This is a genomic window from Methylobacterium aerolatum, assembly GCF_022179085.1.
Lineage (GTDB): Bacteria > Pseudomonadota > Alphaproteobacteria > Rhizobiales > Beijerinckiaceae > Methylobacterium > Methylobacterium aerolatum.
Genome location: NZ_BPQE01000020.1, coordinates 217,349 through 232,115, shown reverse-complemented (window position 1 = coordinate 232,115; position 14,767 = coordinate 217,349). Strand labels below are relative to the sequence as shown.

Genomic DNA, 14,767 nt, shown 5'->3' with positions numbered 1-14,767 from the left:
GACCATCCCCGCCAGGGCTCGGCGGCCGAACTCAGTTGTGGGTCACGAGCTCCGGCGTGGTCAGGCGCAGATGGGCGAGGCGGGCAGCGCTCCGCACCAGGGCGAGGACATCGCGACGCATCTGGTCGTCCTGTATCTGCGTGTAGGCTCGCAAGAGCTCCACGGCGCCCTGGGCGTTGAGGAAGCCGAACACGTCTTCCTGGGGGCTGTCGGGATTGTTGCTGTCCTCGAAGAAGGCCGACACCGGCACTTCGAGCAGTCGTGCGATCTCGCGGAGACGGCCGGCGCCGACGCGGTTCTGGCCCTTCTCGTATTTCTGGACCTGCTGGAAGGTGACACCGACCGCATTACCTAGTGCAGTCTGGCTCAACCCCCGTGCCTTGCGAAGGGCGGTGATGCGCAGACCCACCAAGCGATCCACGTCGGTCGTTTGTTTTGGCATTGAGGGAGGCGCCGTCTCCGTGCCCGAGGGCAGCCCGACCTTATGTTGCAGATCTGTCATCTTCGTCACCCCGTCATGACTCCCCACCGGACCACACCCCATTTGGCCTGACAAATCTTCGGCTTCCGTATCGCCAATTGGCGAATCGCACCAGGCCCCTGAAGCCACTCCTAAAAAACCGAAATCTTGGAGCAACGCAAGTGTTTCGATACACCTTCTGGTTTAAAACATCGATTTCTAACCGATCTAGTTACGGCAAGTCGATTTTATAGTAGCAATACTTCTGCCAATAGCTTGACACAGATAGTGACACGAAACGGCTCAAAATTTAATGTCATAATATTTCATTAGTCACCTGCATCCCGAGCACGACCCCTAAAGAAAGGCATTCACTCATGTTTATCGCGATGAACCGCTTCAAGGTCGTCAATGACGCGGCGAGCGAGTTCGAGGCCGTCTGGCTAGGACGCGACTCTCATCTCAGTGAAATGGAAGGTTTCGTCGAGTTCCATCTACTGCGCGGCCCGACCTATGACGATCATATCCTTTATGCATCCCATACGGTTTGGCGGACCAAGGCCGATTTCGAGAGCTGGACGAGGTCTGAACAGTTTCGCAAGGCGCACAGCCGAGCGCCTTCGAGCCGGCCTCTTTATCTCGGCCACCCGCAGTTCGAGGGTTTCGAGACGGTGGAATAACGTACACTGCGACGGGGTAGAACAAGTATTGCGCCTACCCCGTCGCCTATTCACGTGATCCTCGTGGTCTTCAATTCGTCCGCGCCACGCCGCGAACAGAACGGCAGATTGCAGAGCCGTTAAGTATTCCGCACAAATTGCGAATTTTCCGCAGCGGCCCTACCGCATATCCATCCCTGAACCGGAGCGGGAACGGGTACCGCCTTCGACACGGCGGGCCTTCGCGCTCGATCGGACGTCAGATCCGGGAGGGATCCCGTAGGCTGGTCCGGCGCGATGCTGGACGAAGACGACTGTCAGGCGCGCGGTTTGCTCCGAACACCGGCAAAGGCCGCGTCTGACAGCGTGACTGTTTCGGAACGGTACATTCGCCGGTTGGGATGGGACAGGCATCGTGATGCTGCAAGAGCGTATCACTCACTGGCACCAAGCGGTTCCCGTGGTGCCCGCACGGCGGAAGCGGGCGTGGGACGCGGTGCTGCCGCAGCGCAGGCGAGCCTTCCACCGGGCGCTGCTGTCGGGCGGGGCCGCGCTCGCGGATCTCCTGGCCATTGCCACCGTGACGCTTGCGGGCGAGCTCACCTATGACCTTGCCTTCCTGAACAATCAGACTTGGCCAATGGAAACGCGGGGCATCCAAGTTGCCGCGATCCTCAGCCTGATCATCCTCACCACCAATGCATTGCGGGGGGATTACGGCCTGGAGCGCCTGCTCGCCGGACGAGCGGCCCTGCGTGACGTCGTGTCCCTGTGGCTGGTTGCTTGGGCGGCGGTGCTGGTCGTCGGCTTCCTCACCAAGACGACCACCGATTATTCCCGCCTCGTCTCGATCGTGATCTTCGTCGTCGGCTTGCCCGCGCTGTTCGCCGGGCGGCTGGCTGTGATGCACGTCATCGGCCGCACCCTCGATGCTGGCTCACCGACGGTCAGCCGCGTTCACCTCGTCGGCTACGAAGAGGACATCCAGCGCTTCCACGCGACCCACGGGACCACGGGGCCGGGCCTGCGGATCGTCGGCACGAGCTACCTGCGGCGCCCCGATTCCCGGGTGGAGGCGCAGGTCCGGGCGGAGCAGTTGCAGGAGGATCTCGACCTCGCCGTCTCGGTGATCCGCTTCCTGCGGCCGGACGACATCTTCGTCCTGGTCCCCTGGGCGGAGGCCGGGGAGGTCGAACGCTGCATCGACGCGTTCCTGCGCGTCCCGGCGGCCCTTCACCTGCGGCCCGGGACGATGCTCGACCGGTTCCCCGAGATGCAGGTGACGCGCATCGGCCGCGTGCAGGGGATCAATGTCGGCCGCCGCCCGCTGAACCTCGGCGAGATCGCCCTCAAGCGCTGCTTCGACGCGATCCTCGCGTTCCTGGCCCTGATGGCCCTGCTGCCCCTGCTCATCGTCGTCTCGGCGGCGATCAAGCTCGACAGCCCCGGCCCGGTGATCTTCCGCCAGCGCCGCTACGGCTTCAACCAGCAGCCCTTCGACGTCTTCAAGTTCCGCTCCATGCGGGTGGGGAGCGAAGCGGTGTTCCGGCAGGCGTCGCGCAACGACAGCCGGATCACGCGGGTCGGCGCGCTCCTGCGGCGCACGAACCTCGACGAGTTGCCGCAACTCGTGAACGTGCTGCGCGGCGACATGTCCCTGGTCGGCCCGCGGCCCCATGCGCTGGCCCACGACAGGAGCTTTGAGCGGCGGATTGCCCTCTACGCCCGCCGCCACAACGTGAAGCCGGGCATCACCGGCTGGGCGCAGGTCAACGGCCTGCGCGGGGAAACCCTGACCGACGAGGCCATGGCCGCCCGGGTCGCCCACGACCTCCACTACATCGACAACTGGTCGATCTGGTCAGACATCCACATCCTGATCCTGACGGTCGTCTCGCGGCGGGCCTACCGCAACGCGTTCTAGACGCCGGAGCCGACCACGCTCGCGCCAAGCTCCGGCTGCGTGGGCGAAAACGACGAGGGAACCCTCGACGGGCGCAGCCAGATCCGATCGGCCACCGCTCCCGGCGGCTGCGATGCGACGGGGCTCCCCCGGCCCGGGATGCACAGGCGGCTTGCGTTCGCGGAGCGTCCCGGCCATATAGCCGGCGGGGGGTTGGCGGGGGACGTTTCACTCGCCAACCGGGTCAGGTCCGGAAGGAAGCAGCCCTAACGAGACCGAGCGGGTCTCTGTCCAGCCTCCCACCTTCCCGATAGGGCGCGGCTCCCGAATCCGATACGGCATGGACGCTCCGACCGGCACGCCTGACGACGAGCCGGGACTTCCCGGTTTCACAGCCCCGCCGCCGCAGGCGACGCCTTACCGGGTCCTGGCGCGCAAGTACCGCCCCACGCATTTCGGCGACCTGATCGGCCAGGAGGCCATGGTCCGGACGCTCGGCAACGCCTTCGCGGCCAAGCGCATTCCCCAGGCCTGGATGCTCACGGGCGTCCGCGGCGTCGGCAAGACCACCACCGCCCGCATCCTGGCCCGCGGCCTGAACTACGCCCGCGCCGGCGTCCCCGATACCGGGCCGACCGTGGACATGCCGGAACTCGGCCTGCACTGCACGGCGATCATGGAATCCCGGCACATGGACGTGCTGGAGATGGATGCCGCCTCGCATACCGGCATCGACGACGTGCGCGCCATCATCGACGGCATCCGCTACGGGCCGGTCTCGGCGCGCTACAAAGTCTACATCGTCGACGAGGTCCACATGCTCTCGGAGAAGGCGTTCAACGCCTTCCTGAAGACGCTGGAGGAGCCTCCGCCCCACGCCAAGTTCGTGTTCGCCACCACGGAGATCCGCAAGGTCCCGGTGACGATCCTCTCGCGCTGCCAGCGCTTCGACCTGCGCCGGGTCGAGGCGCCGGTATTGCGTGCCCACCTCGCCCGCATCTGCGAGGCCGAGGGCGTACCGGTGGAAGAGGAGGCCCTGAACGCCCTGGTGCGGGCGGCCGAGGGCTCGGTGCGCGATTCGCTGTCCCTCCTCGACCAAGCGATCGCCCACGGGGCCGGCGCCGTCACGGCCGGGGGCGTGCGCGACATGCTCGGCCTCGCCGACCGGGCGCGGGTGGTCGACCTGTTCGAGGCCGTGATGCGCGGCGCCGTGCCGGCGGCCTTCGCCGAATTGCGGGCGCAGTACGATGCCGGGGCCGACCCGGCCGTGGTGATGGCGGACCTCGCGGCCTTCACCCACCTCGTCACCCGCCTCAAGATCGTGCCCGAGGCCGCCGCCGACCCCACGCTCAGCGAGACCGAGCGGCTGCGCGGCGCCGACTTCGCGGAGAAGCTCTCCACGCGGGCGCTCTCGCGGGCGTGGCAGATCCTGCTCAAGGCGATCCCCGAGGTGCAGTCCGCGCCCCGGCCGCTGGCGGCGGCGGAGATGGCGATCGTGCGCCTCGCCTACGCCGCCGACCTGCCGACCCCGGACGAGATGCTCCGCCGCCTGCGGGACGAGGCCGATGCGGAGCCCGCCGGATCGGAGCCGTCCCGCCCGGTGCTCCCCGCCGCGCCGCGGCAGGAGATCCGCCAGGAGGTCGCCCGGACCCTCGTGCCCTCGGCCCGCCCGGAAGCGAGGCCCGAGATCTTGCGCGAGGCCGAGGCCCCGCCCCGCGCGGACCTGCGTGCCGTTGCCGAGGGGCCCGCACCGGTGATGCAGCAGGCCGCACAGGCCCTGTCGCGGCCGGCACCCGCCCGGCAGCCGGCGCCCGCCTCCGGGCCGCGCCTCGCCCGCTTCGAGGACGTGGTGGCCCTGGCCGACGCCAAGCGCGACATCCTCCTGAAAACCTCCCTGGAGCGGGAGGTGCACCTCGTGCGTTTCGAGGAGGGGCGGATCGAGATGCGCCTTGCCCAGGGCGGCCGGGCCAGCCTCGCCGGCGACCTCTCCGCCGCCCTGACCGCCTGGACGGGCAGGCGCTGGATCGTCGCCCTGTCCCAGGAGGAAGGCGCGCCGACGCTTGCGGAGGACATCCGCGCCGCCACCGAGACCCGCCGGGAGAACGCGGCGGCCGATCCCTTCGTGCGGGAGGCGCTGAGTCGCTTCCCCGGCGCCGAGATCGTCGATGTGCGCGAGACCGCCGCCGAGGCCCGTCCGACCGCCGAGCAGGAGATCCTGGGCGATGCCGACGCGGCGCGGGTCGAGGAAGCGGAAGACGACGACCTGTAGGACGATCCGGCCGCCCGGCGGCCGGGACGTCGCTGTCACCTTACGAGGAAGGAGCCGAGCATGCGCGATCTAATGGGCATCATGAAGCAGGCCCAGGCCATGCAGGAGAAGATGGCCAACATCCAGTCGGAACTCGACACCGTGGAGGTGGAGGGCGCCTCGGGCGGCGGCTCCGTGCGGGTGACGATGACCGCCAAGGGCCACTTGAAGACGATCCAGATCGATCCGGCCCTCATGGTCGCCGACGAGCGCGAAATCCTCGAGGACCTGATCGTCGCCGCCTGCAACGACGCCCGGGGCAAGGCCGAGACGACCATGCAGGAGCGCATGGCCGAGTTGACCAAGGGCCTGCCGCTGCCTCCGGGCATGAAGCTGCCGTTCTAAACGCACGCGCCGTCATTGCGAGCGTAGCGAAGCAATCCTGGACAGCGGGACCCTTTTCGAGTGTCGCGCGTCCCTCGATTGCCCCGCCGATGCCCGCAATGACGGCGAGGTCGGCGGCGCCACGAAGGCGCCGCCGGTGAGGATTACGCCGCGATCGCCTGGGCGCTCGGCCCGGCGGCGCGGACGTCGGAATCCACGTGGTCCTCGAACCGCTTGAAGTTGTCCTCGAACATCTTCACGAGGCGGGCCGCCGTCTCGACGAAGGCACTCTTGTTGCCCCAGGTCTTCACCGGCTGGAGGATGTGGGGCTCGACGCCCGGCACGAAGACCGGCACCGCGAAGCCGAAATACGGGTCGCGGCGGAACTCGGCGTTCGACAGCGAGCCGTCCAGGGCGGCCGAGAGCAGGCGGCGGGTCACGCGGATCGGCATCCGGCGGCCGGTGCCGACGCCGCCGCCGGTCCAGCCGGTGTTGACGAGCCAGCAATCGACGCTGTGCTTGGCGATGAGATCGCGCAGCAGGTTGCCGTAGGTGCTCGGGTGGCGCGGCATGAAGGGCGCGCCGAAGCAGGTGGAAAAGGTTGCCTCCGGCCCGGTCAGGCCGCGCTCGGTGCCGGCCACCTTGGCGGTGTAGCCCGAGAGGAAGTGGTACATCGCCTCGGCACCGGTGAGCTTGGCGATCGGGGGCATCACGCCGAAGGCGTCGCAGGTGAGCATCACGATGTTCTTCGGATGCCCGGCCCGGCCGGTGCTGCTCGCGTTGGCGATGAAGTCGAGGGGGTAGGCGCAGCGGGTGTTCTCGGTGCGCGAGGCGTCGTCGAAATCGGGCACGCGGGTCAGCGGATCGATGACCACGTTCTCCATCACCGTGCCGAAACGCTCGGTGGTGGCGTAGATCTCGGGCTCGGCGTTCCGCGAGAGGCGGATCGTCTTGGCGTAGCAGCCACCCTCGAAGTTGAAGATGCCCTCGTTCGACCAGCCGTGCTCGTCGTCACCGAGCAGCTGCCGCGACGAATCGTTCGAGAGGGTGGTCTTGCCGGTGCCGGACAGGCCGAAGAAGATCGCCGAGCCGCCCTCGGCGTCGAGCGCCGCGTTGGCCGAGCAGTGCATCGGCATCACGCCCTGGCCGGGCAGGATGTAGTTCAGGTAGGTGAAGACCGACTTCTTCATCTCGCCCGCGTAGGCCGTGCCGCCGATCAGCACGAGCTTCTTGGAGAAGTCGATGGCGATCACGGTCTTGGAGCGGCAACCGTGCCGGGCGGGCTCCGCCTGGAAGCTCGGCAGATCGATGATCGTCATATCGGGCACGTAGGCCGCGAGTTCCGAGCGGTCCGGCCGGATCAGCAGGTTGCGGATGAACAGGGAGTGCCACGCGAATTCGGTGAACACCCGCGCCTTGACGCGGTGGGCCGGGTCGGCGCCGCCGTAGAGGTCCTGGGCGAACAGCTCCTTGCCCTCGGCGTGCTTCAGGAAATCCTGGCGCAGGGTCTCGAACTGCTCCGGCGTGATGCCGCCGTTGTTGTCCCACCACACCTCCTTCTCGGTGGAGGCGTCGCGGACGACGAACTTGTCCTTTGGCGAACGGCCGGTATGGGAGCCGGTGGTGGCGACGAAGGCGCCGCCGCGGGCGAGTTCGCCCTCCTTGCGGGTCAGGGCCTCCTCGTAGAGACGGGGAGCCTCGAAGTTCCAGTGGACGGCCTTCAGCTCGCGAAAACCCGCTGCCTCGGCGCCGTGGGCCGCGTTATGATCACCGATGTTGTTCAAGAGCGAATCTCCAGGAGCACCCGCGCGCCGCGCGATCTCGAAACCGGATGCAGCCCTCGCCCCGCAAAGGGGCGAAGGACGCCTCTCACACTGCGCCGGGACATCCCGGAACAGGCACTTCCACGACCGTTACTCGGTTGCGTAAACAGCTATGCCGCGCTGTCAATAAAACTTTGGTCCACACCCCGCAACATGAGCGCCAGCCGGAATTAAACAAGTCTCGCGGGAACGTCTGCAATCTGTCTGCATCTACCTGTCGGTAACCTGAACGGCCGAGCCACTGCCCGTCTATAGGTAGTCCATCACTTGCAAAGCGGCGAACCGTTACGAGACGCCGGTTTTGTTTCAAACATCGCGAGAACCGATGCCCCAAGCCGTCGCAGGCCCGGAAATCGAGCGCCTGATCCAATTGCTCGGCCGCATGCCCGGCCTGGGACCGCGCTCGGCCCGCCGGGCCGCCCTGCAACTGATCAAGAAGCGCGAGACGCTCCTCGCCCCCCTCGCGGAGGCGATGCGGATCGCCTGCGAGCGCATCGTCGTGTGCGGCAATTGCGGCAACGTCGATACCTCGGACCCGTGCACGGTCTGTCAGGATCCCGGCCGCGATCCGACGACGCTGGTGGTGGTGGAGGACGTGTCGGACCTCTGGGCCCTGGAGCGCTCGGGGGCCGTGCGCGCCCGCTACCATGTCCTCGGCGGCGTCCTCTCCGCCCTCGACGGGGTGCGCCCGGACCATCTCAACATCGCCCGGCTGGTGGAGCGGGCGGCCGACCCCGTGGTGAGCGAGGTGATCCTGGCCCTCAACGCCACCGTCGATGGGCAGACCACCGCCCATTACATCACGGAGGCGATCCGCCACCTCGACCGGAAGGTGACCCGCCTCGCGCACGGCGTGCCGGTGGGTGGCGAACTCGATTACCTCGACGAGGGCACGCTGTCGGCGGCCATCCGCAGCCGGACGGCGTTTTGAGCGGGGTGGCCATTTGACCACCCTTCCCCATCGCCATATTGCCACAACAGATTGAGGCGCCCGCCGGCGCCCGACCGGTGACGCCATGACCATCCGCCCCCTCGTGACCCTTCCCGACCCGATCCTGAAGCAGGTCTCCGAGCCCGTGGGGCCCGTCACCGCCGAGATCCGCACGCTCGCCGCCGACATGCTGGAGACGATGTACGACGCCCCCGGCGTCGGGTTGGCGGCGGTCCAGATCGGCGTCCTGAAGCGCGTGGTCACCATCGATACGTCGAAGGACGAGAATGCCCGCGAGCCGCGAGTCTTCCTCGATCCGGAGATCGTCTGGTCCTCTGAGGAGAAGCGCGTCTACGACGAGGGCTGCCTGTCGATTCCGGAATACTACGCCGAGGTCGAGCGGCCGGACCGGGTGCGGGTGAAGTTCCGCGACCTCGACGGCAAGGAGCAGGAGATCGAGGCCGACGGTCTGCTGGCCACCTGCATCCAGCACGAGATCGACCATCTCAATGGTGTGCTGTTCATCGACCACCTGTCGAAGCTCAAGCGCGACCGCGTGGTGAAGAAGTTCACCAAGGCGGCCAAGCGCGACGCCGCCTGAGCCGTCCGGCCGTGCGCGTCGTTTTCATGGGCACCCCGGACTTCGCGGTGCCGACCCTGGCGCGCCTCGCGCAGGACGGCCATACCATCGCCGCCGTCTACACCCGCGCCCCGGCCAGGGCCGGGCGGGGCATGGCCTTGCGCCCCTCCCCGGTCCACGCGCTGGCCGAGGAGCTCGGCGCCGCGGTGCTGACCCCATCGACGCTGCGCACGCCCGAGGCCGCCGCGACCTTCGCGGGCCACGATGCCGACGTGGCGGTGGTCGTCGCCTACGGGATGCTCCTGCCCCAGGCGATCCTCGACCTGCCGCGCCACGGCTGCCTCAATCTGCACGGCTCGCTCCTTCCCCGCTGGCGGGGCGCGGCGCCGATCCAACGGGCGGTGATGGCGGGCGACGCCGAGAGCGGCGTCGGCGTGATGCGGATGGAGGCGGGCCTCGACACCGGCCCCGTCGCCCTGGAGGCCCGGGTGCCGATCGCCGGGGGCATGACCGCCGGCGAGTTGCACGACGCGCTGATGCCCCTCGGCGCCGGCCTGACCGCTGAGGCGCTGAAGGCCCTCGACGAAGGGACCCTCACCTTCGTGCCCCAGCCGGAGGAGGGCGTCGCCTACGCCCACAAGATCACCAACGAGGAGGCGCGGATCGGCTGGTCGCGGGCAGCGGATCAGGTCGCCGCCCACATCAACGGCCTGTCGCCCTTCCCCGGCGCCTTTTTCGAGGCCGACCTCGGCAAGGGGCCGGAGCGCGTGAAGGTCCTGCGCGCCCTCCCCGCCCAGGGCGCGGGCGAGCCGGGAACGCTGCTCGACGGCGAGGCGACCGTCGCCTGCGGATCGGGTGCCGTGCGCCTGTTGGAACTGCGCCGGGCCGGCAAGGGCGGCAGCGCCACCGGGGCCGAGTTCGTGCGCGGCGCGCGGCTGGCGCCGGGCGCGCGCCTCGGCTGATGCCCCGGTACAAGCTCGTCATCGAGTACGACGGTGGCCCCTTCTGCGGCTGGCAACGGCAGGCCGACGATCCGACCGTCCAGGGCGCCATCGAGGCGGCGTTCCTGCGCTTCTCCGGCGAGGGCGTCCGCCTGACCTGCGCCGGGCGCACCGATGCGGGCGTCCACGCGATCCACCAGGTCGCCCATGCCGACCTCGCGAAGGCGTGGCGCACCGACACCGTCCGCGATGCCCTGAATGCCCACCTGCGCCCGCAGCCGGTGGCGGTCCTCTCCGCCGAGATCGTGCCCGAGACCTTCGACGCCCGCCATTCCGCGATCCGCCGCCACTACCGCTACCGCATCCTCAACCGGCGCAGCCCGGCGGCGCTGACCCGCGCCCATGTCTGGCAGGTACCCTGGGCACTCGACGCGGCCCTGATGCACGAGGCGGCCCAGCGGCTCGTCGGTCGCCACGACTTCACCGCCTTCCGCGCCGCCGAATGCCAAGCGAACAGCCCCGTGCGCACACTGGAGCAGCTCGACGTCACCCGCGAGCGGATGGGCCTCCACGAGGAGATCGTGGTCGCGACCTGCGCCCGCTCGTTCCTGCACCACCAGGTGCGGGCGATGGTGGGCACCCTCATGCTCGCCGGATGCCGCCGCCTCACGGCCGACGACGTGGCCGACATCCTCGCGACCGGCGACAAGACCCGCTGCGGCCCGCTGGCACCGGCCAGCGGGCTGACCTTCGTGGGGGTGGATTACGCCTGACCGCCGCCGTCCTTGCGAGCGAAGCGAAGCAATCCAGGGCAACGGCCTTTCCGGCCAGACGCTAAGGAAAATACGCGTCCAGCACGCGCCCGTAGATCGCGGTCAGCCGCTCGATATCCGCCACCGCCACGCATTCGTCGACCTGATGCATCGTCTCCCCGACGAGGCCGAACTCGATCACCGGGCAGGCGTCCTTGATGAACCGGGCGTCCGATGTGCCGCCCGTGGTGGAAAGCACCGGCGTGAGCCCGGTCTCGGCATGGATCGCCTCCGCGACGAGGCCGACGAAGGCGTCCGGCCGGGTGAGGAAGGCCGGGGAGTTCGAGGGCTGGAGGTCGAGGAGGTACCGCACCGCATTGCCCGCCGCCGCGTCGAGCCTCCGGCGGATCTCGGCGCCGAGCGTCTCGGCCGTCCAGTCGTCGTTGAAGCGGATGTTGAAGGTCGCCCGCGCCGTGGCCGGGATGACGTTCGTGGCCGTGTTGCCCACGTCGATCGTGGTGAATTCCAGGTTCGAGGCGTCGAAATGGGCGGTGCCGCCGTCGAGGGGTTCGGCGATCAGCGCGCTGGTGAGTCGCAGGAGGCCGGGGATCGGGTTCTCGGCCTTGTGCGGGTAGGCGACGTGGCCCTGGCGGCCGAGCACCGTGAGCTTGCCCGTCAGCGAACCCCGGCGGCCGATCTTGATCATCTCGCCGAGGCGCCCGGGATTCGTCGGCTCGCCGAGGAGGCAGTGGGTGAAGCGCTCGCCCCGCGCCCGCGCCCAATCGAGGAGCTTCACCGTGCCGTTCACGGCGGGACCCTCCTCGTCGCCGGTGATGAGGAAGGCGATGGAGCCGGAAAAGCCGCCATCCCGCCGCGCCACGAAGGCCAGCGCCGCCGCCATCATGCAGGCGACGCCGCCCTTCATGTCCGCCGCCCCGCGCCCGTAGAGCATCCCGTCCGCGATCCGTGCGTCGAAGGGGGCGTGGTGCCACGCGGCCTCGTCCCCCACCGGCACCACGTCCGTGTGGCCGGCGAAGACGAGGCACGGCCCTTCGGAGCCGATCCGGGCATAGAGATTCGGCGTGTCCGGGTGCCCGTCCTGCGAGAAGACCGGGCGTTCCACGGCGAACCCGGCGGAGGCCAGGGCCTCGGCCACCACATCGAGCGCCCCGGCATCCTCCGGCGTGACGGAGGGGCATCGGATCAGCGCCTGGGCGAGGTCGAGGGCCGTGGGGGTGGCGGTGGGCGAGGGCATCGCGTCGATCCTGTTTCGCGGCGCGGACCGGCTCACCCCGTCGCGCGGGGGGGACGGGGTCCGGCGACGGCGCACGTATGGTCCATGATGTCCTCCGCGCTCGCGAGCGGCGCGCGGTAGGCCAGCACGATGAGTCCCGGCACGGGATCGTCCGGCCGGGTGGCGACGGCGGCGAGGCTCGTGCGGGTGAGGTCCCGGCGGCCGGGCAGGCGCGCCAGCGCCGCGAAGGGATTGAACGCACCGACCTCGGCCGCCGCTACCCGCAGGGCGAGGAAGCGGTCGCCCGCGAGGCGCACGGGGAATGGCTTCCACTGGGGGCCGACCCCGCGCCCGTGGGCATTCAGGGCCTCGACGACCTTCGGGCGCAGGCAATCGAGGTGAATGTGCAGCTGGTCCTGGCTCCGCCCCTTCGCGGAGTTGACCGCGAGGCCGATATCGTTCTCCGGCACCCTGCCGTTCAGCGCCTCCGTGACGTAGCGCCGGGCGGCGAGGGCCGCCTGCCAGTAGGCCGTGCCGCGCGGACCGCGCAGGATCGGCGCTTCGAGCCCCTTCACCGTATCGGTCGGCATGACGACGAGATGGGTCGGCTCGCCCGGCGCCCGCAGCACCGCGCTCCCCGGCCGGTCGCCCTCGCCGAGATCCACCGCGAGGCAGGGAAAGGTCCGGTTCGCCAGCCTCTTGGCCAGCACGCAGGTCTTCAGCGCCATCCAGAGGACGTCGCGGGTCGGATCCGGCGCCGCCGTCGCGGGGACGGCGAGAAGGCCGGCCATCGCCACCGCGACTCCGGCCCGCCGCCATCCCCGGCCGGCGTCAGTGGTTATGCCGGTGGCCATGGTCGTGATCGTGCGGGTGAGCGTGCGAGTGGTCGTGTTCCTGCGAATGGGTGTGGGAATGCTCGTGCGCATGATCATGATGACCATGGTCATGGGAGTGCGCATGGCTGTGACCGTGATCGTGGTCATGGGAGTGCGAATGCCCGTGCCCGTGCCCGTGATCGTGATCGTGATCGTGATCGTGATCGTGATCGTGATCGTGATCGTGGTGGTCGTGACCGTGGTCGTGGCCGCAGGTGCTGTGATCGTGCGCCATCTTCTCCGGCCGGAAGGCGCGGCTCACCGGGGTGGCGGTGCAGCCCTGGCCGCGGACCAGTTCGGCGGTGGCGGGTGAGGCCGGGACGAGGAGCACGTCGCCGCCGATCTCCGCCGCGACGTGGTTGCCGCCGAGTTGCCAGGCGAGGCGCATGAGGCGGGCCGGGTTCTCGGCCCGGACCTCCAGCAGATCCTCGGCCAGCGCCCGCACCACCACGAGGCGACCGTCCTCCAGCTTCAGCGCATCCCCGTCCTCCAGGGCCCCCGCCTTCGGCAGGTCCACGCCGAAGGCGAGGCCGCCCGTGGCCGTGAGGGTGGCGGGCGGGGCCGCGCGCCCGGCATGGTCGAGGTCAACCGTGTCGGCGACGCGGTCGGCGCGCACCGCCGGGCGGCGGACGATGATCGTGGCTTTCAGCATGGTCGCCTCCGGGGCAGTGGCGGCAGGGCGGCGCCGCATCCTCGCGGTGGCATAGGACCGGAGGGGAAGACGATGCAACTGCGCTGTTTTCGGCAAGGGAACCTTGGCCGTAGGGATCGCGTTGCGTTCCTGCTAAGCTCGAACTGCCACCACAACGGCAAAACGCCGGAACCGATGCACAAGGGAGTTGTCTCAACCATGAAGAAGACCCTCGCGGCCGCCCTCGCCGGCCTCGCAGCGCTGTCGCTCGGCGCCTGCAACACTCCTGAGGACCGCGCGCTCGGCGGCGCGGGCCTCGGCGCCCTCGCCGGAGCGGCCATCGGCGGCGCGGCGACCGGCCGGGCCGGCGGCGCCCTCGCGGGTGCGGCCATCGGCGGCGCCGGCGGCGCCATCGTGGGCGCCTCCACGGCCCCGCGTTGCCCCTACGGCACCTACCGCGATCCCTACGGCAACGTGTACTGCCGCTGATCCGCACCGGGCCGGCCCCGCGCCGGCCCTTCCGCCCCGGGCGCCGCCGGTTTATCCGGTGTCGGCCGGGGCATCCCGGCGGATGATCCCCCTGCCGCGCGATGAGTGACGAAAACCGGACGCCTCCGCCTCTTGGCTCCGGACTTTGGGGAAAGCTCGGCGGAGCCGGGATCGGCCTTGCGGTCGGCGGCCCCCTTGGCGCGCTGATCGGCGGCGTCGCCGGCCACTTCCTCGTCGACAGGGTCGGCGCGCCCTTCGGCCCGACGCCCCGCGACGTGATCTTCACCACCGGGCTCGTGGCCCTGGCCGCCAAGATGGCGAAATCGGACGGCGTGGTCCTGCCCTCCGAGATCGAGGCCTTCGGCCGGGTGGTGCATGTGGAGCCCGCCGCGCAGGCCGGCGTCACCCGCCTGTTCGACCTCGCCAAGCGCACCACCGACGGCTACGAAGCCTACGCGCACCAGCTCGCGACGACTTTCGGCGACGAGCCTGCCCTGCTGGAGGACGCCCTGGACGGCCTGTTCCAGATCGCCGGGGCGGACGGGGCGATTCACGAGGCGGAGGAACGCTACCTCCGGTCGGTCTCTGCCATCTTCGGCTTCGACGACGCGGATTTTCGCCGCATCGCCGCTCGCCACGTCCGGCTGAAGGACGACCCCTACCAAGCCCTCGGCCTCGACCGCGATGCCGACGACGCCACGGTGAAGGCCCGCCACCGCAGTCTCGTCTCCGAGCACCATCCGGACCGTGCCCTGGCGCGCGGCCTACCACCCGAGGCGGTCGCCATCGCGAGCCAACGCCTTGCCGCGATCAACGCCGCCTACGATCTCATCGTGGCCGAGCGCGGGCTCCGGTAG

The 14,767-nt window shown here is 69.5% G+C and carries 15 protein-coding genes and 1 other RNA gene; 11 read left to right on the top strand and 5 right to left on the bottom strand.

Translation table 11 applies throughout. The features are described from left to right. Nucleotides 1-31: 31 nt before the first annotated feature. Complete coding sequence (locus tag MFF06_RS14545; RefSeq protein WP_306421664.1) at nt 32-502, bottom strand: helix-turn-helix domain-containing protein; 471 nt, start codon at nt 500-502, stop codon at nt 32-34. A 335-nt stretch (nt 503-837) separates the two neighbouring features. Here MFF06_RS14545 and hmuQ point away from each other — a divergent pair, with 335 nt between their 5' ends. From hmuQ to MFF06_RS14520, 5 genes are all read left to right on the top strand, one after another. Further along, a complete protein-coding gene (gene hmuQ, locus MFF06_RS14540; protein ID WP_238205058.1) occupies nt 838-1,140 on the top strand; it encodes a heme-degrading protein HmuQ in 303 nt (100 codons plus the stop codon). 397 nt (nt 1,141-1,537) lie between these two features. Continuing rightward, complete coding sequence (locus MFF06_RS14535; protein ID WP_238205056.1) at nt 1,538-3,043, top strand: undecaprenyl-phosphate glucose phosphotransferase; 1,506 nt, start codon at nt 1,538-1,540, stop codon at nt 3,041-3,043. Between the two features lie 185 nt (nt 3,044-3,228). Continuing rightward, an RNA gene (gene ffs, locus MFF06_RS14530) (signal recognition particle sRNA small type) lies at nt 3,229-3,327 on the top strand. A gap of 35 nt (nt 3,328-3,362) precedes the next feature. Further along, complete coding sequence (locus tag MFF06_RS14525; protein ID WP_238205054.1) at nt 3,363-5,291, top strand: DNA polymerase III subunit gamma/tau; 1,929 nt, start codon at nt 3,363-3,365, stop codon at nt 5,289-5,291. 60 nt (nt 5,292-5,351) lie between these two features. Next, nucleotides 5,352-5,675: a YbaB/EbfC family nucleoid-associated protein gene (locus MFF06_RS14520; protein WP_238205052.1), complete on the top strand. Its 324-nt coding sequence runs from the start codon at nt 5,352-5,354 to the stop codon at nt 5,673-5,675. 143 nt (nt 5,676-5,818) lie between these two features. On the opposite strand, the gene MFF06_RS14515 is transcribed toward MFF06_RS14520, so the two are convergent. Next, nucleotides 5,819-7,438, bottom strand: a complete 1,620-nt coding sequence (locus MFF06_RS14515; RefSeq protein WP_238205049.1) for a phosphoenolpyruvate carboxykinase — start codon at nt 7,436-7,438, stop codon at nt 5,819-5,821. A gap of 364 nt (nt 7,439-7,802) precedes the next feature. Here MFF06_RS14515 and recR point away from each other — a divergent pair, with 364 nt between their 5' ends. From recR to truA, 4 genes are all read left to right on the top strand, one after another. Next, entirely contained in the window at nt 7,803-8,408 is a 606-nt protein-coding gene (recR, locus tag MFF06_RS14510; RefSeq protein ID WP_238205047.1) for a recombination mediator RecR, read from the top strand. An 85-nt stretch (nt 8,409-8,493) separates the two neighbouring features. Next, nucleotides 8,494-9,009, top strand: coding sequence for a peptide deformylase (locus MFF06_RS14505; protein WP_238205035.1), 516 nt, complete (start codon nt 8,494-8,496; stop codon nt 9,007-9,009). Nucleotides 9,010-9,035: 26 nt separating this feature from the next. Continuing rightward, the gene (gene fmt, locus MFF06_RS14500) at nt 9,036-9,950 is read left to right on the top strand and encodes a methionyl-tRNA formyltransferase (protein WP_238205128.1); all 915 of its coding nucleotides are present in this window, start codon (nt 9,036-9,038) and stop codon (nt 9,948-9,950) included. Then, complete coding sequence (gene truA, locus MFF06_RS14495; RefSeq protein WP_238205033.1) at nt 9,950-10,702, top strand: tRNA pseudouridine(38-40) synthase TruA; 753 nt, start codon at nt 9,950-9,952, stop codon at nt 10,700-10,702. The genes fmt and truA overlap by 1 nt, the downstream gene beginning before the upstream one ends. Before the next feature lie 61 nt (nt 10,703-10,763). Here truA and dapE read toward each other — a convergent pair whose 3' ends face one another. The 3 genes from dapE to MFF06_RS14480 are packed head-to-tail and all read right to left on the bottom strand — an operon-like array spanning nt 10,764 to nt 13,442. Beyond that, nucleotides 10,764-11,936: a succinyl-diaminopimelate desuccinylase gene (dapE, locus tag MFF06_RS14490; protein WP_238205024.1), complete on the bottom strand. Its 1,173-nt coding sequence runs from the start codon at nt 11,934-11,936 to the stop codon at nt 10,764-10,766. Nucleotides 11,937-11,968: 32 nt separating this feature from the next. Continuing rightward, on the bottom strand, nt 11,969-12,706 hold the full coding sequence (locus MFF06_RS14485; RefSeq protein WP_238205021.1) for a CDP-diacylglycerol diphosphatase: 738 nt from the start codon (nt 12,704-12,706) through the stop codon (nt 11,969-11,971). 40 nt (nt 12,707-12,746) lie between these two features. After that, nucleotides 12,747-13,442, bottom strand: coding sequence for an urease accessory protein UreE (locus MFF06_RS14480; protein ID WP_238205019.1), 696 nt, complete (start codon nt 13,440-13,442; stop codon nt 12,747-12,749). Between the two features lie 198 nt (nt 13,443-13,640). Here MFF06_RS14480 and MFF06_RS14475 point away from each other — a divergent pair, with 198 nt between their 5' ends. Continuing rightward, complete coding sequence (locus MFF06_RS14475) at nt 13,641-13,910, top strand: YMGG-like glycine zipper-containing protein (protein ID WP_238205017.1); 270 nt, start codon at nt 13,641-13,643, stop codon at nt 13,908-13,910. 101 nt (nt 13,911-14,011) lie between these two features. Beyond that, nucleotides 14,012-14,767, top strand: coding sequence for a TerB family tellurite resistance protein (locus tag MFF06_RS14470; RefSeq protein WP_238205015.1), 756 nt, complete (start codon nt 14,012-14,014; stop codon nt 14,765-14,767).